Source organism: Erythrobacter sp. KY5 (genome assembly GCF_003264115.1).
Lineage (GTDB): Bacteria > Pseudomonadota > Alphaproteobacteria > Sphingomonadales > Sphingomonadaceae > Erythrobacter.
On the sequence record NZ_CP021912.1, the window covers coordinates 749,573 to 767,513 of the forward strand.

General features: G+C 63.2%; 12 protein-coding genes. 6 read left to right on the top strand and 6 right to left on the bottom strand.

Features of this window, described 5'->3' with window-relative positions:
- Positions 1 to 32: 32 nt before the first annotated feature.
- Complete coding sequence (gene putA, locus CD351_RS03670) at positions 33 to 3,191, bottom strand: bifunctional proline dehydrogenase/L-glutamate gamma-semialdehyde dehydrogenase PutA (protein ID WP_111991362.1); 3,159 nt, start codon at positions 3,189 to 3,191, stop codon at positions 33 to 35.
- A 194-nt stretch (positions 3,192 to 3,385) separates the two neighbouring features.
- On the opposite strand from putA, the gene CD351_RS03675 reads away from it, so the two are divergent.
- Positions 3,386 to 3,679, top strand: a complete 294-nt coding sequence (locus CD351_RS03675; protein WP_111991363.1) for a YciI family protein — start codon at positions 3,386 to 3,388, stop codon at positions 3,677 to 3,679.
- A gap of 15 nt (positions 3,680 to 3,694) precedes the next feature.
- Here CD351_RS03675 and CD351_RS03680 read toward each other — a convergent pair whose 3' ends face one another.
- The gene (locus CD351_RS03680; RefSeq protein WP_111991364.1) at positions 3,695 to 4,222 is read right to left on the bottom strand and encodes a MarR family winged helix-turn-helix transcriptional regulator; all 528 of its coding nucleotides are present in this window, start codon (positions 4,220 to 4,222) and stop codon (positions 3,695 to 3,697) included.
- 83 nt (positions 4,223 to 4,305) lie between these two features.
- On the opposite strand from CD351_RS03680, the gene CD351_RS03685 reads away from it, so the two are divergent.
- Positions 4,306 to 5,772, top strand: coding sequence for a serine hydrolase (locus tag CD351_RS03685; protein ID WP_111991365.1), 1,467 nt, complete (start codon positions 4,306 to 4,308; stop codon positions 5,770 to 5,772).
- A 55-nt stretch (positions 5,773 to 5,827) separates the two neighbouring features.
- Here the strand turns inward: CD351_RS03685 and mtnP are convergent, their stop codons facing one another.
- Positions 5,828 to 6,697, bottom strand: a complete 870-nt coding sequence (gene mtnP / locus CD351_RS03690) for an S-methyl-5'-thioadenosine phosphorylase (RefSeq protein ID WP_111991366.1) — start codon at positions 6,695 to 6,697, stop codon at positions 5,828 to 5,830.
- Between the two features lie 60 nt (positions 6,698 to 6,757).
- Positions 6,758 to 7,462 (bottom strand): glutathione S-transferase family protein, encoded by a 705-nt coding sequence (locus CD351_RS03695; protein ID WP_111991367.1) that lies wholly within the window; start codon positions 7,460 to 7,462, stop codon positions 6,758 to 6,760.
- Between the two features lie 168 nt (positions 7,463 to 7,630).
- Here CD351_RS03695 and CD351_RS03700 point away from each other — a divergent pair, with 168 nt between their 5' ends.
- The 4 genes from CD351_RS03700 (at position 7,631) to CD351_RS03715 (ending at position 15,080) form a co-directional block, all read left to right on the top strand.
- The gene (locus CD351_RS03700) at positions 7,631 to 9,058 is read left to right on the top strand and encodes an aldehyde dehydrogenase family protein (RefSeq protein WP_111991368.1); all 1,428 of its coding nucleotides are present in this window, start codon (positions 7,631 to 7,633) and stop codon (positions 9,056 to 9,058) included.
- A 6-nt stretch (positions 9,059 to 9,064) separates the two neighbouring features.
- A complete protein-coding gene (locus CD351_RS03705) occupies positions 9,065 to 10,411 on the top strand; it encodes a phosphotransferase family protein (RefSeq protein ID WP_111991369.1) in 1,347 nt (448 codons plus the stop codon).
- Positions 10,412 to 11,710, top strand: a complete 1,299-nt coding sequence (locus tag CD351_RS03710) for an acyl-CoA dehydrogenase family protein (protein WP_111991370.1) — start codon at positions 10,412 to 10,414, stop codon at positions 11,708 to 11,710.
- A 79-nt stretch (positions 11,711 to 11,789) separates the two neighbouring features.
- On the top strand, positions 11,790 to 15,080 hold the full coding sequence (locus CD351_RS03715; protein ID WP_111991371.1) for an amidohydrolase family protein: 3,291 nt from the start codon (positions 11,790 to 11,792) through the stop codon (positions 15,078 to 15,080).
- Here CD351_RS03715 and CD351_RS03720 read toward each other — a convergent pair.
- Positions 15,077 to 15,805: a sigma-70 family RNA polymerase sigma factor gene (locus CD351_RS03720; RefSeq protein WP_111991372.1), complete on the bottom strand. Its 729-nt coding sequence runs from the start codon at positions 15,803 to 15,805 to the stop codon at positions 15,077 to 15,079. The genes CD351_RS03715 and CD351_RS03720 overlap by 4 nt on opposite strands.
- Entirely contained in the window at positions 15,802 to 17,895 is a 2,094-nt protein-coding gene (locus CD351_RS03725; protein WP_234027314.1) for a flagellar biosynthesis protein FlhA, read from the bottom strand. Before CD351_RS03725 ends, CD351_RS03720 begins: the two co-directional genes overlap by 4 nt.
- Positions 17,896 to 17,941: the final 46 nt, after the last annotated feature.

Here is a 17,941-nt window from a genome sequence, read left to right on the forward strand (position 1 = left end):
ATGCCGCCTTGGCCCGCGATCTCAAGTCCAAATCAGAGGCTTGCAAGCAGGCTTGCATTGCCGCCTGCCGCTGTCGTGTCGATGCAGGTCACGCGCTCTGTCGCGAAACGTGCGAGATAGTGCGGCCCGCCCGCCTTGGGACCGGTGCCCGACAGCCCCTCGCCGCCGAACGGCTGGCTTTCGACGATCGCGCCGATCTGGTTGCGGTTGATGTACATGTTGCCGACCCGCGCCCGCTGCTGAACGAAGCGGTGCGTTGCCGCGATGCGCGAGTGCAGGCCGAGGGTGAGGCCATAGCCGGTGGCGTTGATATCCTCGATCACCTGCCCGAGCTCCTCTGCCTTGTAGCGCGCAATGTGAAGGACGGGCCCGAAATTCTCGCGCCTGAGGTCGAGGATCGAATCGAGCTCGATGATCGTGGGCGCAACGAAACACCCCTTTGCCGTGCTGGCGTCCAAGTCCAACCGCCAGACGATGCGATCGTTCTGCTGGCGACGCGCGACGTGGCGTTCGAGCGCTGCCTGCGCATCGGGGTCGATCACGGGGCCTACGTCCGTAGCGAGCAGCGCGGGGTCGCCGACATGCAGCGCTTCGAACCCGCCGCGTATCATGGCGATCATCTCGTCCGCGACATCTTCCTGCACATAGAGCATGCGCAGCGCCGAGCAGCGCTGGCCTGCGCTCTGGAAGGCGCTTGCAAGCACATCGCGCACCACCTGTTCGGGCAGCGCGCTGGAATCGACGATCATCGCGTTCTGGCCGCCGGTCTCGGCGATCAGCGTGGCGATTGGCCCGTCACGCCCGGCGAGCGTGCGGTTGATCGTCTGCGCGGTTTCGGTCGATCCGGTGAAGGCAACCCCCGCAACGCGCGGATCGCTGGTGATCATCTGGCCAACATCGCCTGCGCCCGGAAGCATCTGCAGCGCCTCAGGCGGAATGCCCGCCTCGTGACACAACTTGACCGCGAGCGCGGCGATGAGCGGGGTTTGTTCAGCAGGCTTGGTGATCACCGAGTTGCCTGCCGCGAGCGCCGCCGAAGCCATGCCGGTGAAGATCGCGAGCGGGAAGTTCCACGGGGAAATCGTCACGAACACGCCGCGCCCGTGCATGCGAAGCGTGTTCTCCTCGCCCGTGGGTCCGGGAAGCTGAATGGGGTCGCCAAACTGGCGGCGCGCTTCGCTGGCGTAATAGCGCAGGAAGTCGACCGCCTCGCGCACTTCGGCAATCCCGTCGAGCAGGGTCTTGCCCGCTTCGCGCTGGCACAGTGAGAGAAATTCGTCGGTGTGCGCTTCGAACAGGTCGGCGGCTTCTTCGAGCAGAAGCGCGCGTTTGTGTCCGCCCAGCGCGTCCCAGCCCGGCTGGATCGCGGCGGCTCTGGTGAAGGCGGCCTCCACCTCCTCAGCCGTCGCATCGCGGCGCGTGCCGACTTCGGCGGTGAGATCGTGCGGCATGGTGATCGGCGCGATTTCGCCCGATTCCTGCGCCGGGAAGGTTGGCTCTGCATGCCACTGAAGCTCGGCAAGCTTGGCGAGCCGCTCCTGCAATGGCCCCAGCACCAGCGGATCGCTGAGGTCGAGCCCGGCGCTGTTCACGCGCTCTCCCAAAATGTCGCGTGGCAGCGGGATCGCAGGGTTGCGGCGCGGTTCCATCGCGGCAAGTTCCGCCACCGGATCGCCGACAAGATCCTCTGCGGCAAATTCTGCATCGCCCATGCGGTTGACGAAACTGGTATTCGCCCCGTTTTCGAGCAGGCGGCGAACGAGATAGGCGAGCAGTTCCTTGTGCCCACCGACCGGCGCGTAGATGCGCACAGGCGTGGGCGTGTTGCCCTCAAGCTTGCGCAGCGTTTCGTACACTTCCTCGCCCATGCCGTGGAGGCGCTGAAACTCGAAAGGGCGGCCTTGTGAGAGCTCCTTCACTACCGCCACCGAATAGGCGTTGTGGGTCGCAAAGGCCGGATAGATCACATCGTCATGCTCGAACATGCGCGCGGCGCAAGCGAGGTAGGAGACGTCGGTTGCGATCTTGCGGGTGAAGACGGGATAATCGTCGAACCCGCCCACTTGGCTAAGCTTAACCTCGGTGTCCCAATATGCGCCCTTGACCAGCCGCACGAACAGGCGGCGGCGATGGCGGCGGGCGAGCTTTGCTACCCAGTCGCACAGCGGAACGCCGCGCTTCTGATAGGCCTGGATTGCAAGGCCGAAGCCTTCCCATCGCGATCCGTCTTCGCGGGTGAAGATTTCATCGTCCGCCATCAGCGTCTCGATAATGTCGAGGCTGAGTTCGAGCCGCTCGGCTTCTTCAGCATCGATGGTGAAATGCATGTTCGCATCGCGCGCCTTGAGGGCCAGCGCCTTGACCATCGGGACGATATCCGCGCGCGCCTGATCGGCGTGAAGATAGGTGTATTTGGGATGGAGCGCCGACAGCTTGACCGAGATACCCGGCGACGTGCCGACACTGCCCGACATCTCGCCCGACAGCCGATCGATCGCGCTTTCATAGGAGGCACGGTACCGCTCGGCATCGGCAAAGGTCATTGCCGCTTCGCCCAGCATGTCGAAGGAGTGCGTGAGGCCTTTTGCACGTTCCGGCTTGGCCCGTTTCAGAGCCTCGCCAATATCGCGGCCATAGACGAACTGCCCGCCAAGGATGCGCATCGCCTGCAAGGTCGCCTTGCGGATCACAGGCTCACCCAGCCGATTCATCGTCTTTTTCAGCGTGCGCCCCATGCCTTTCTGATGCGCCTCAGGCCGTTCGAGCACTTCGCCCGTCAGCATCAGCGAAAAGGTCGCCGCATTGACGAAGGTTGATGAGCTTTCGCCCAGATGCTCGCCCCAGTCGATCTCGCCGATCTTGTCCTTGATCAGCGCATCGGCGGTCTCATCGTCCGGCACGCGCAGCAGCGCCTCGGCAAGGCACATCAGCGCGATGCCTTCTTCGGTGTCGAGCCCGTATTGCTGCAGGAACGCGTCGATGCCGCTCGCCTTGTGCGAACGCGCCCCTTCGATGAGGTCGATCGCGAGGTCCGCTGCCTTGTCGCTCACCTTCCTCGCAGGCGCAGCTTGCTCAAGCCGCTGGGCAACGCACGCTTCCTCTTCGGCGCGATAGGCGCGGCGCAATTCGCTGCGGTCGAGGAAGTGCTGGCTGGCGTCAGGCAATCTCGGCGTGGTCACGGGTCGTTTCATTCCTTTACGTAGGGGATTCGGTGGGGATTCGGTGTCGAAGCGCGATGTGGACCCGCAGGCCTTCGCAATCAAGCGAAGTGAGTATCGCGCGCCACAATGTGCGGTCAGCGGTCCGTTTGGGAAGGGTGCGCTTGATCGCTTGGGGCGCTGTGTTATCCGTGGCCCTATCCGCAATTTGAGAGGAGGTTTTCGCCATGGCGCTGTACTGTTTTTACTGCCGCGACGGCGAAGACAACGCCAAGCTGCGCGAGATGCACAAGGCCGCCCAGCGCGAATGGATGGCCGAGCATGACGAGAACTACCTCACCGCCGGCCCCTTGCTGAACGCAAACGGCGATTTCGTCGGCTCGCTGCTGATCATCGAAGCCGAGGACGAGGCAGAAGCACGCGCAACGATCAACGACGACCCCTACGTGACCGGAGGCGTATGGCAGTCGATCCGCGTGGACCGGTTCGAGCCGGTGAAGGGGCGTTGGAAGAAGGGGTGAGGGGAGCGAGCGCGCTTATCCTGCCTCGCCCAATTCGAGGAAATGGTAGGTACGTTCAGACACGGATTTTTTGTCCAGCGCACTTTCCAGACGCTCTATCGCAGCAATCGCATTTCCTGCCTCGGCATTGAGATCCGCAGCCGCCAGGTCGAGAGCGGCAAACAGTGGCGCAAGCTCTTGCGCGAGAGCCTTGCCCTTCTCGGTCAGAGTCAGGTTGGACCGTCTGCCGTCCTCCTTGTCAGCGGTTGAAGTGACGAGCTGAGCAGCTTCGAGCGACTTGCGCGTTACGCTCACAGAGACGTGCGAGATGCCGAGATGGTCCGCAATCTGTGTAACGCTCAAGCTGTCCCCGCCGCGCAGGCAGTTGAACACCGGGAACCAGCGCTGTTCGAATTCTACGCCCATCTTTTCGTAGATCGACTTCGCATCGCGATCGATCCTGTCACTGAGCCGCCGCAGACGGCCACCAAGGGCAAACGCGCCGTAAGTCTCAAGGCCATTTGCGCCCACGGCCTTCGCTCCGAGCCTCTGTTCCCTTGACATATCCGTAACCAACTACCTATTTATCCGTAACCAGCTACAGAGTCGTTCGATTGGCGAGAAATATCAAGAGGGAGCCTGCGGTCATGCCGCTTTTGAGAACAAGTCGACGCGGGGCGCTCGCTTTCGGAGCAGGATCGGCTGCGACCTTCGCGCTGGCGGGCTGCACCGGCATGCGCACTCCCGGTATGCGCAGCCAGGGCGAACGACTGGCTCATCATTCTCGACGGCTTGTTCAGACGCATGACCTTAGCGGCAGTGTGCTGCTTGCCCGCGGCGAGGACGTCGAGTTTTCGGAAAGCTTCGGATTGGCGAACAGGAGCAGCGGCCAGCGCAACACGATCGAGACGAAGTTCAACCTCGCCTCCATACCGAAAATGTTCACAGCCACTTGCATCCTGCAACTGGTCGAGGCTGGAGCGATCTCGCTTGATGATACTGTAGGCATGCACCTGCCCCACTATCCCGGTCGCGATGCGGCTGAACGGGCAACGATCGCCCATTTGCTGATGCACAGGTCTGGCATCGGCAATTACTGGCAGGCACTGGCAGAGCTTGACGGTCCGCATCCTGAAAGTCATCGCGACTATCTGCCGCTGTTCGCAAACATTCCTCTCGAGCATGAACCTGGCAGTGCATTCTCCTACTCGAACGGCGGCTATGTCGTACTCGGGCTGATCATCGAAGCTGTTACAGGCAAGAGCTATTACGAGCATGTCCAGCGTGCGGTCTTCGACACCGCAGCAATGACGCGAACGGGCAACTGGCGGCAGAGCGAGCCTATCCCTGACCGCGCCAGACCGTATATGCGATCCGAGGAAAAGCCGGGCCAGTGGGAGGATTGCAGCGCCCGGCTGGAGCCGCGGGGCAGCGCTGGGGGCGGGGCCTATTCAACCGTCGGCGATTTGCACCGCTTTGCCCTTGCTCTTACGCGCAATCGCTTGCTGAGCCCCGAAATGACCAAGGCGTTCCTGCAAGGCCGCTTGGACACGCCTGTTGGCAAATACGGTTACGGGATAATCGAGCAGGATCTCAATGGGACCCGTCTTCTGGGGCACTCGGGTGGCCATTATGGGGTCGCGTGTGAGCTGATGATTTTTCCCGACCTCGACACCACATGCGTGGTGCTTACGAATGGCGACGTAGACGGTTACTGGGATACCGAAGCATTCGTCCATGAACTGATCGCGGGTCCTACCAAGGAGACCCGCAATTACCGTTTCACGCAGGATCTGATCGATCTCGCCGCTAACAAAGGTCCCGAAGCCGGGGCTGCCTTTGCACAGGCGCAGAACGATGGCCGCACGGCGCGCGAGGGTGTGATCGACCTTGCCGGGTTCAAACACATTCATCGCTCTCAGGGTTCGGTCGGGATCAACCTGCTGCAACTCAATCGGATGGTCCATCCCGGCTCGGACTACGCGGTCTACCGGCTTGCGGAGGGCTTGCGCGTTACCGGACAAAGCGCGTCTGCGCTGGAGATGTATCGCGATTATCTGGAGCGGGTGCCCGGTGATACTGACGCCCTTGCCCGGATTGAGGAGCTTTCCTGAGGCGAGCGGACGGATGGCTTATGGCAGAAGGCGCGCTATCGCTGGCCCTAAAGAGTTATCCCAACACCCGCCCCGCAACCGCATCGAGTTTCGCGACGACCGCCGGGTCGTGTTCTTCCGGCGCCGTAATCACCGCATCATCCAGCGCGGTGTCGATCGGCGAGGCTTTGCGGGTCTTGGGCAGGTTCTCGATGAACTTGGCGACCATTTCGCGGGCCAGCTGGCTGTTTTCCTGCATCTGCGCGATGACCTGCGCGACGTTCACCTCTTCCTCGCCATCGCGCCAGCAATCGTAGTCGGTTGCCATGCCGACGAGCGTGTAGGGCAGCTCCGCCTCGCGCGCGAGTTTCGCCTCGGGCATGCCGGTCATGCCGATCACGTCGGCGCCCCATGCGCGGTACATGTGGCTTTCGGCGCGGGTGGAGAATTGCGGGCCTTCCATCGCAAGATAGGTCGCGCCTGTTGCGACCTTGCCCTTGCAATCGGTGATCGCCTTTGCCGCCATCTTCGATAGGCGCGGGCAGACCGGGTCGGCCATCGAGACATGGGTGACGAAGCCGCTGGTGAAGAAGGTCGAGGCGCGCTGCTTGGTGTTGTCGATGAACTGTTCGACCACGGCAAAGCGGCCCGGCTCGATCTCTTCGCGCAAGCTACCGACCGCAGAAATCGCGAGAATATCGGTGCAGCCCGCACGCTTCAAAGCGTCGATATTGGCGCGCGCGTTCAGTTCGCTCGGCGAGATCGGGTGGCCCCTGCCATGGCGCGGCAGGAAGCGGACTTTCACACCGCCAATCGTCCCGCACAGGATCTCATCGGACGGATCGCCCCATGGCGTGTCGATCAGCAGCCACTGCTTATCCTCGACGTCAGCGATATCGTAGAGGCCTGAGCCCCCGATAATCCCGATGCACCATTCCTTGGCCATAAAAGTAAGCGTGTTCCCTTGCGCGACCGTTCTCTTGAGGTCGTCCTATCGCGCGATGCCTTAGGTCAGGTTTACGCGCTCGGGCAAGGCCTTGCGGATAAAGCCGTCGGCCATCGTGAACGGCCCGGCGATGGAGGGACGCGCGGCCATGCGTTCAAGATAGGCGGCCAGATCGGGCCATGTATCGAGTGGCGTTTGCGCGACGAGGCTGATTTGCATGAAAGTGCAGGCAACGGAAATGTCGGCGATGGAAAAGGTGTCGCCGACGATGAACTCGTTCTCGCCCAGCTGGCCGCTGAGATAGTCGAGGATCGACGGCAGCTTGTTGGCCCATGCGTCTTTCGCTGTGTCCATGTCCGGCTCGCTCCCGCCCATCAGCGTAAAGAAGATCGGGCGGAAAATGCCAAGCCCTCCCGCAGGGGCGAGCACGGTGTCGGCATATTCCTCCATCGCAAGCGCGCGGCCATAGGCGAAGTCGTCTGCCGGATAGATGGACGGTTCGGGATGCTTGCGCTCGATATAAGCGCAGATCGCGGACGAATCGGCAATCGTTCCGCCGGGCCCCTCTGCCGCGATGGAGCGGTCTCGCAGCACCGGAATGCGGCGCATCGGCGAAATGTCGAGAAACCAGTCGGGCATCTTCATGATGTTGACCTGCTCGACATCGAAACCGGCGCTCTTTTCAATCGCGGTCGCCATCGCCTTTCTGACAAAGGGCGACACCGGACTGCCGTAGAACAGGAAATCGGGGGGCGTATCGGTCATGGCGTGTCTCTCTCGTTCGATTACTCCTGTCTCGTGCAATAGGCCTCGGCGTGCAGCTTGCAAGGTGATGCGGTTTGCCCGGTTGCATTTCGAGATTGATTTTTGCGGCAATGCGTCCACCTTCAGGGGCAAGAGAGAATCCCCGCTATCGCGCATTGGAGAGAGATTATGGTCACCCAGTACAGAAACCTTATCAACGGCAAGATGATCGAGACCGGCGAATGGCTCGACGTGATCAATCCGGCGAACGAGGAAGTGATCGGGCAGGTCCCGGCTTGCGGCTCGGAGCAGCTCGACAGCGCGGTTATCGGAGCGCGTGAGGCGTTCAAGAGCTGGAAGAAGGCAAGCTTTGAAGAGCGTCAGGCCGCGTGTCAGGCGATTGCCGCGACGATCAAGGAAAACGCCGACGAACTGTTCCGCCTGCTGACCAGCGAACAGGGCAAGCCGCATGCGCAGGCAACGCAGGAAATCTATGGCGCGGCGGGTCTGGCGAATGCTCAGTCCACGTTGCAGCTTGAAGAGGAGATCATTCAGGACGACGACACGCGCCTCCACCGCCATCGCCGCGTGCCGGTGGGCGTGGTCGGCGGGATCGTGCCGTGGAACTTCCCGATCATGATGGCGATCCAGAAGATCGTGCCCGCGCTGATGGCGGGCTGCACGATCATCCTGAAACCATCGCCCTTCACCCCGCTCACCACGCTTCGCATCGCAGAGCTGATCGCGGACAAGGTGCCTGCCGGGACGGTCAACATCATCACCGGGCCGGACGAGCTCGGCCCGATGATCACGCAGCATCCCGGCATCGACAAGATCACCTTCACCGGCTCGACCGCGACGGGCAAGAAGATCATGGAAGGCGCTTCTGCCGACTTGAAGCGCATCACGCTGGAGCTTGGCGGAAACGATGCCTCGATCGTGCTGCCCGATGCCGATCCCAAGAAGGTCGCCGAGCAGCTGTTCTGGTCGAGCTTTTCCAATGCTGGCCAAGTCTGCGTCGCGGCGAAACGCATCTATATCCACGAGGATATCTATGACGAGCTTAGCCAGGCCATTGCCGACTATGCGAAGAACGTCGTGGTTGGCGACGGAGCGGAGCAGGGCACGGGCGTCGGCCCGATCCAGAACAAGAAACAGTATGAGCGCGTGCTGGAGCTGATCCAGGACGCCAAGGACAATGGCTACAAGTTCCTGACCGGAGGCGACAAGGATCCCAGCGGCAGCGGCTATTACGTGCCGATCACGATCCTCGACAATCCGCCCGAGGATGCGCGCATCGTCGCCGAGGAACAGTTCGGCCCGGTCATGCCGTTGATGAAATTCTCCGACACCGACGAGGTCATCGCGCGCGCCAATGCGTCCGACTATGGCCTTGCGGGCGCAGTGTGGACCGGCGATCCGGAAAAGGGCGTCGAAATTGCCGAGCAGCTTGAGACCGGCACGGTGTGGATCAACGAATTCATGCACCTGTCGCCCTTTGCCCCGTTTGGCGGGCACAAGCAGTCGGGTTTCGGCGCGGAATACGGCAAGGAAGGTTTGAAGGAATTCACCTATCCGCAGGTGATCAGCGTGAAGAAGGACAACGTTGTCGCGTAATTCCCGATGGGTGATGCGACACCTGACCAACTGATCGAAGGGCTGGCGCGCATTTGTGAGCGCGTCGGCCTTTCGCCGCCTACAGGGCTCACCCGATTGACCGGCGGGGCGACCATGGAAAGCTGGCGGTTTTCGTGCGGTGAGGATGATTTCGTCCTGCGCCGCGCGCCTTCGCTTGCGTTCATGGAGGACCGCCCGTTCGGCCACGATGTCGAAGCGGCGGTGATCGAAGCGGCGCGAGCCGCAGGCGTAACCGCTCCGCAAGTGGTGGCGGTGCTTGAGCCGCAGGACGGGATCGGTTCGGGCTTCGTGATGCGCGCGCTGCCGGGCACCCCGAACCCCAAGGAGATCCTGCTTTTCGACGAGGCGGACGCGCTGCTCAAACAGGCGGCGCGCGATCTTGCCCGCATTCATTCGCTGGGACGCGGCGACGTGCCCGATGCTGTTCCGGTGATGGACTATCGCCAAGCCATCGCGGACCTGCGCGCCCAGTTCGAGGAAGCGGGCGGCGACCGCCCGATCATCGCGCTGGGCCTCAAGTGGATGGCAGACAATTGCCCCGATGAATGCGAGCCTGTCCTCAATCACGGCGATTATCGCATGGGCAATCTGCTCGCCCAGCCCGGCAGGCTCACAGGCGTGCTCGACTGGGAGCTTGCGCATTTCGGCGACCGGCACGAGGATCTGGCGTTCGGCTGTATGGCGGTGTGGCGCTTTGCCCGGTACGACCGGCCCGCACTGGGGCTCGGAAGCCTTGAAGACTATTTCGCGGCCTACGAGGCCGAAGCGGGTGTAAGCGTCGACCGCGACCGCTTCCGCTACTGGCTGATCCACCGCACCGTGTGGTGGGCGCTGGGATGCCTGCGCATGGCGAAGTTCTGGCGCGATGGGTCCGACCGGATGCTCGAACGCGTGGTAATCTCACGCCGGACGAGCGAGCAGGAACTCGACCTCTTGATGCTGCTGGAGGAGGATGCGCCGGAAGAAGAGCGGCCGCGCACAGTCGCGCTGCCCGAACCTCCGGAACAGGTTGGCGAGGCGACCGATGGCGAATTGGCCATCGCCATCTACGACTGGCTCGGGACGGTGAAAGACCGCTTCACCGGCCACGACAAATTTCAATATGCCGTCGCCCGCAATGCGCTGGGCATGATCTCGCGCTACAACGCCGCAGCAATCCCGGCTTTCGAGAACGCGCCGCTCGCCCGCCGGATCATCGAGGGTGAGGCGAGCTTGCAGGACCAAGGCCTGCTTGGCGAATTGCGCGAAGCAATCCTCGCGACGATCATGCAGGACGTGCCGAAATATCCCGCGCTCGCGGTTGCGCGAAAGATGTGGACCGGAGAGAAATAGATGGACTTCGCAATTCCCGCCGACCTGCAGGACTACTTGCAAGAACTCGACGCTTTCATCGAGGCCGAGATCAAGCCGCTCGAGCAGGCCGAAGACAACATCCGCTTCTTCGACCACCGCCGCGAATGGGCGCGCACCGATTGGGACAAAGGCGGCCTCCCGCGCGAGGAGTGGGAGGAATTGCTGAAAGAGGCCACTCGCCGCGCCGATGCCGCCGGGCACTGGCGCTTCTCGGCACCCAAGAAATATGGCGGCAAGGATGGCTCGAATCTCTGGATGGCGGTGATCCGCGAGCATTTCGCGCGGCAAGGCCTCGGCCTCCACAACGACCTCCAAAACGAGCACTCGATCGTCGGCAACTTCCCCTTCGTCGCCATGTTCGATCAATGGGGAACCGAGGAGCAGAAGGCAGAGTTCATCGCCGGCGGCTTCGAGCGGGCCAATGGAAAGGGGCGCCGCGTCGCCTTCGGCCTCACCGAACCCGATCACGGCTCTGATGCCACTCACATGGAAACGCGTGCTGTTCGCGAGACCCGCGACGGCGTCGACGGATGGCTCATCAATGGCGAGAAGATGTGGATCACCGGCATGCATGTCGCGACGCATTGCGCGATGTTCTGCCGCACTAGCGGGGACGCGGGCGATGCGAGCGGGATCACTTGCCTGCTGGTCCCCAACCCTACCGAGGGACTGGAAATCGAGGAGTGGATGTGGACATTCAACATGCCCACCGACCACCCGCGCCTTTCGGTCAAGGACGTCTGGGTTCCGGAGTCAGCGATGCTCGGCGTCGAGGGACGCGGGCTCGCGCTGGCGCAGAGCTTTGTTCACCAGAACCGCATCCGGCAGGCGGCTTCCTCCTGCGGCGCGGCCATGTTCTGCATCGACGAAAGCGTGAAATATGCTCGCCAGCGCAAACCCTTCGGCGAAGCATTATCCAAGAACCAGGCGATCCAGTTCCCGCTGGTCGAACTCGCGACACAGGCCGAAATGCTGCGCCTCCTCATCTTCAAGACCGCATGGGAGATGGACAATATGCCGCACGAGGAGATCGAGCGGACAATCTCCGACAAGGTCTCGATGTGCAATTACTGGGCAAACCGGCTGGTCTGCGAAGCCGCCGACCGGGCGATGCAGGTGCACGGCGGCATCGGCTATTCGCGGCACAAGCCCTTCGAACACATCTACCGCCACCACCGCCGCTATCGCATCACCGAAGGCAGCGAGGAGATACAGATGCGAAAAGTGGCGGCGTATCTGTTCGGCTATCTGGGGCCGAAGAAGGGCCAATTCGACTAACGACTTGGGTCTGGGGCCAAGCCCCTAGCAATATTCTTTCGCGCCGCTAGTCTCCCGTTCCAAGACAGGGAGACCATTCATGCACCGCTTCACCGCCACTTTGCTTGCAGGCTCGATGCTTGCTTTTCCGTCCATTGCGCTGGCTGACGATCACGAGGAGGAAGGCTGGGACGTGACCGCGCCGCGCGGGGCGACGATTGAGCAGGTGCGTATCCAGACCGACGAGGGCACGTGGATGGATGTCGACGTCTCGCCCGATGGCGGCACGATCGCGTTCAACCTTCTGGGCGACATCTACACCATGCCGATCACCGGCGGCACGCCGCGCCGGATCGCCGAGGGGCTCGCGTGGGAAGTGCAGCCGCGTTTCTCGCCCGATGGGACCAAGATCGCCTTCACCTCGGACCGGGGCGGGGGTGACAATATCTGGGTCATGAATGTCGATGGCTCGGACAAGCGGCAGGTGACGAAGGAAAGCTTTCGCCTCCTGAACCAGCCATACTGGTCGCCCGATGGCCGCTTCATCATTGCCAAGAAGCACTTCACCACTTCGCGCAGCGCGGGCACGGGCGAAATCTGGATGTACCACGTCTCGGGCGGCGGCGGCGTCGCGATTGTCGAGCGCGCCAATGAGGACCTGCAAAAGGAACTGGGCGAACCCGTCTTCTCTCCCGATGGCGAGGCGATCTACTACACCCGCAACACCACGCCGGGGAACCAGTTCATCTACGCGCAGGATTCGCAGACCGGCATCTTCGCGATTGAGCGCCATGATCTTGAAACGGGCGAAGTGACCACTGCGGTCGATGGCTATGGCGGCGCGGTTCGCCCGACCCCTTCGCCCGACGGGACAGAGATGGCCTTCGTTCGCCGCGACAAGGATACAAGCCAGCTGTGGGTCAAGGATCTCGCCACCGGGGCAGAGCGGATGGTCTACGACGCGCTCGATCTCGACCTTCAGGAAACCTGGGCGGTTTACGGGGTCTATCCGAACATGGACTGGACCCCTGACGGGCGCAGCATTGTCTTTTGGGCGGGCGGCAAGCTCAACCGGATCGACAGCGACGGGTCGAATTTTGCCGAGATACCCTTCTCCATCGACGACACACGCGGCATCGCCGATGCCCCGCACCCGGCAATCGAAGTGTCGCCCGACCGCTTCACCACCACCATGCCGCGCTTTGGGCAATTGTCGCCCGATGGCACGCAGGTCGTGTTCGAAAGCCTCGGACGGCTCTACACCAAGTCCGCGCGGGGCCGCGACGCGCCGCGTCCGCTGACAGGCGCGGCTGAGGGCACAATCGAAGCCTTCCCCGCATTCAGCCGCGATGGATCGCGCATCGCCTATGTCGAGTGGACCGACGAGGGGCTGGGCCGCATCATCACCGCAGATGCGAACGGACAGAACCCACGCGTCATCACCAGCGAGCCGGGCCATTACGGCGACCTCACCTGGTCCCCCGACGGTCGCCACATCGCTTTCGAAAAGCGCGGCGGCGGCTTCCTGACCTCGCCCGCCTTTTCCGAGACGACCGGCATCTACATGATCGCGTCAAACGGAGGCGAGCCGATGCGGGTGAGCCGTTCGGGTTCGAACCCGCAATTCGGCAGTGACCCTGAGCGCATCTACATGACCACGGGCAGCGGCGATGGGCTCCAGCTTATTTCCGCCGACCTCGATGGCGAAGATCAGCGCACGATCATCAAGGGCGCGCTGCCGAGCGATTTTCGTGTCTCTCCCGATGGTCGCACAGTCGCCTTCCGCCAGAATTACGAGGTTTTCGCGATGCCGCTGATCCCCGGCGGCCGGGCGATCAGCGTCGATGAAACGAGCGGCCCGCTGCCGATCACCAAGGTTTCGGAGGGCGGGGCCGATTATATCGGCTTTGCCAATGGCGGAGAGACCCTGTTCTGGTCCATCGGGCCTGAGCTTATGCGCGCAAGCGTTTCCGACTTCTTCGCCAACGCTCCCAAGGGAGAGGGTGACGAGGACGAGGGGTACTCACCGCCCGAAACCGGCATCTCGATGGCGCTCACCGTCGCCGCCGACAAGCCGACCGGCACCGTCGCTATCACCGGCGCGCGTATCCTCACCATGGCCGACGGGCTCGATGCGATCGATGCGGGCGCAATCGAGAACGGCACGATTGTCATCACCGGCGACCGGATCACCGCCATCGGCACGGCTGACGAGGTCACGGTTCCGGCTGGCGCGACCATGGTCGATGCAAGCGGGCAGGTCATCATGCCCGGCCTCGTCGATGCGCACGCGCACGGGCCATACGGGACGGGCGATTTCATTCCGCAGCAGAACTGGACTTTGGTGCAGGACCTCGCGCTTGGCGTGACCACGATCCACAACCCGTCCAGCGATGCCTCGACCGTCTTCGCCGCTGCCGAACGCCAGCGCGCGGGCACTATGCTGGGGCCGCGCATCTATTCGACCGGCGAGATCATCTACGGCGCGAAGGCTCCCGGCTTCTTCGCCCGCATTGACGACTATGACGATGCGCTGGCGCATGTCCGGCGGATCAAGGCGCAGGGCGGGATTTCGGTCAAGAACTACAACCAGCCGCGCCGCGAACAGCGCCAGATGGTTGCGCGCGCCGCTGCCGAGGAAAACGTGCTGGTCGTGGCCGAGGGCGGTTCGCTGTTCGGGATGGACATGAACCTCATCGCCGATGGCAATTCGACCATCGAGCACAACATTCCCGGCGATGTCCTGTACGAAGACGTGCTGCAATTCTTCGGGGCGTCGAACTCGAACTACACGCCGACGCTCAACGTGACTTATGGCGGGCTGGCTGGCGATCCGTACTGGCGGCAGGCGACCAATGTGTGGGAGAACCCGTTGATGGCTCACACCCCGCCCAAGGTGCTGCTGGCGCAGACCGGGCGGCGCACGACGGCTCCGGAATGGGCCTTCGTCGACGACAACGCCGCGAGAGAGGCACGCAAGATCGCTCAACGCGGGGTCGAGGTGTCGATTGGCGCTCATGGCCAACAGGCCGGGATCGGCGCGCATTGGGAAATCTGGAGCTTTGCGCGCGGCGGCATGACCCCGGTCGAGGCGCTGCGCGCCGCCACCATCGCGCCTGCCCGTTCACTCGGCATGGCGGGTGACATCGGCAGCCTTGAGGAAGGCAAGCTCGCCGACCTCGTGATCCTGAGCGAAGACCCGAGCCAGAATATCCGCAATTCGGACAAGATCGTGCGCGTGATGCTCGGCGGGCGGCTCTACGATGCAGCGACCATGCGCGAAGTCGAGACAGGCGATGGCGGACGGCGCGACTATTGGTGGGAAGCGGGCGGGGCGGGCGGCTCCGATGGCGCAACCCACGCCGCCACCGCGCATGAGGATGCGGGTTAGGCATCCGCCTCCATCAGCGCGCGCAAATCCTTCAGGGCCTTTGCGCGCAGCTGGTGGACGCGCGGCACGCTGACTTCGAGCACGGCAGCAATCTCGGTGAGGTTCAGCTCCTCGACAAAGAACAGCTGGAGCACCAGCTTCAGCCGGTCGGGCAACTGCACCATCGCCGCGATCAGGCGCTCGCGATCCTCCTGACCGGCGAGCACCTGAAACGGGTCCGGATCATCGCTGGCAAAGGCGGTGCTGGTCTCGTCGTACTCGTCGCTGATCGAGGTGACCGTCACGTTCGACGCCTCGATCTCGAACAGTTCGGCATCGCCAATGCCCAGCGCCTCGCAAATCTGAGCGCGGCTGGGTTCCTCGCCGGTTTGAGCGCGCAAATTGGAAACCACTTCGCCCAGCCGCGCGCGTTTCTTTCGCGCGGTGCGGGTGTCGTTCATCAGCTTGCGGATCTGGTCGAACATCGCGCCGCGCACGCGGATCTTGGCATAGGCGGCAAAGCCATCCTCGCCCGGCCCCTCGTGTCGCTGCGCGCATTCGGTGAGGGCGACGACGCCTGCCTGCATGAGGTCTTCGATCTCAAGCCCTTCGCGGCCCGATCCGTAGATATGCCAGGCCGCGCGGCGCACCAGCGGCAGGAACCGGCGCACGCGATCCTCGACCTGCGCGCGCGAGCTGACGCTGTATGCGTGCGCGCCTCCAAAAGCGGTGTGATCGTGCTTCACGCTGCCATCTCCTGCGGCGGCGGGCCTTGCTCAGAATCCGGGGCGGGCAGGCCTTCAGGGGCGGCTTGCGCACCGACGGTGGCGATCACCTCGACCGGCTGCGTCGCGGGCAGTTCGTTGATCGAGAGCACCTGACATTGGCGCGCGCGCTGGCGCAGCAGGCTGGCAAGCGAGCGGCGGGCCGGGGGCTGAACGATCAGGGCGACAGGGCCGCCCACATCCTTGATGGCGGCGCTCACGCGTTCGACGATCATCGCCCCGCAATCGGGTTCGATCAGCGGCTGTCCGCTGGCCGGATCGACCATGCCTCCAAGGATCGCGCTTTCGAGCGCCGCGTCGAGTGTGAGCACTTTGAGCCGCGCTCCGGGCTCGCATATCCGCGCGACGAGGCGAGCGCCCAGATCCACGCGAACCGCATCGATCAGCGCATCGAAATCCTGCGTCGTCTGCAATGCAAGCGCGAGGCTCGTGAAGAGCGGTTGCGGATGAGCGAGCCCGATCCCGTCAGCGATCAGCGCGCGCAAGATGCGGGTGAGTGCAGCGAGCGAAAGCGGGTCGGGGTGTACGGCTTCGATAAGGGCGGGTGCGCGGGCCTTGAGGTCGTCGATCATGGCGCGCACCTCTTCAGGGCCGAGCAACTGGTTCGCGCGCGATGACAATTCCTGATTGGTGTGCGTGGCGATGACCGTGCCCGGATCGACGGTCAGGAACCCTTCCGCGATGGCATGGTCGCGCGCGCCGGGATCGATCCAGAGCGCGGGGCAATCGAAGCTGGGATCGCGGGTCGCCTCGCCTGTGACCGCGTGGCCTTCGCGCACGTCGCCGGTGTCGATGGCGAGCAGTTTCTGGGGCCTGACAGCGCCGCTCGCCACCACCAGCCCGCCAAGCGTCACGCGATATTCGTTCGCTCCCGCTTCCAGCGAATCCCTGATGCGAAATTGCGGCAGGACAAAACCGAGATCGCGGCTCATCTGTTTGCGGATGCCGGTAATGCGGGTGAGGAGCGGCGCGCCCCCTCCAGGCCCACTGGCGCTTTCATCGACAAGGTGGACGAGGCCATAGCCAAGCTCGATCGTGACGAGCGTCTGGTCGGAGACCTCGGTTATGTCGATCCGGTCGGCGGGTGCGCTCTCCTCGGGCGCTGTTTCAACGACCGGCTGCCGGGCGCGCTTGCGCAAGGTCCACCAGATCGCGCCCGCGATGGCGGCGGCGGGGATGAAGATCATCTGCGGCATCGCCGGGACCATGCCAATCGCTGCAAGGATCGCAGCGACGGGCAGCCATCCGCGCGGATCGGCGAACTGGCCGCCAATCTGGCCTGCAAGGTCGCGCGTGTCGGCAACGCGGGTAACGATGGCGGCGGCGGCGATGGAAAGGAGCAATGCGGGCACCTGCGCGACCAGCGCATCGCCGACCGCCAGCGTGATGTAGAGCTCGCCCGCTTCGGCTGCTGAAAGGCCGTGGCTGATCATGCCCAGCGCGAAGCCTGCGATGATGTTCACCCCCAGGATCAGCAAGGCGGCAATCGCATCGCCCTTCACGAATTTCGATGCGCCATCCATTGAGCCATAGAAATCCGCCTCGACCGTGACTTCGCGCCGCCTTGCGCGTGCTTCGTCGGCGGAGATGAGCCCGGCGGCGATGTCAGCGTCGATGGCCATCTGCTTGCCCGGCAGCGCGTCGAGCACGAAGCGTGCCGAGACTTCCGATACGCGCCCGGCTCCCTTGGTAATGACGATCATGTTGATGATGAGGAGGATGCAGAAAACGAACAGGCCGACCGCGAAATTGCCCGCGACCAGAAACTGACCGAAACTCTCGATGATCTCTCCCGCCGCGTTTCCGCCTTCGTGGCCATTGACCAGCACGATCCGGGTCGATGCGACGTTCAATGCGAGGCGCAGCAGGGTCGCAAACAGAAGCACACTGGGAAAGGACGAGAAATCGAGCGGCGCGCGTGCATTGAGCGCGACCATCAACACCGCGACCGCAATCGCGATGTTGAGCACGAAAAACATGTCGAGCAGCAGCGGCGGGATCGGCAGCACCATCAGCACGAACAGCGCGAATATGCCAACCGGCAATGCCATGGCGGCTGGTGCAGACTGAAGCCGCTCGATCAGCGATGCCTGCCGC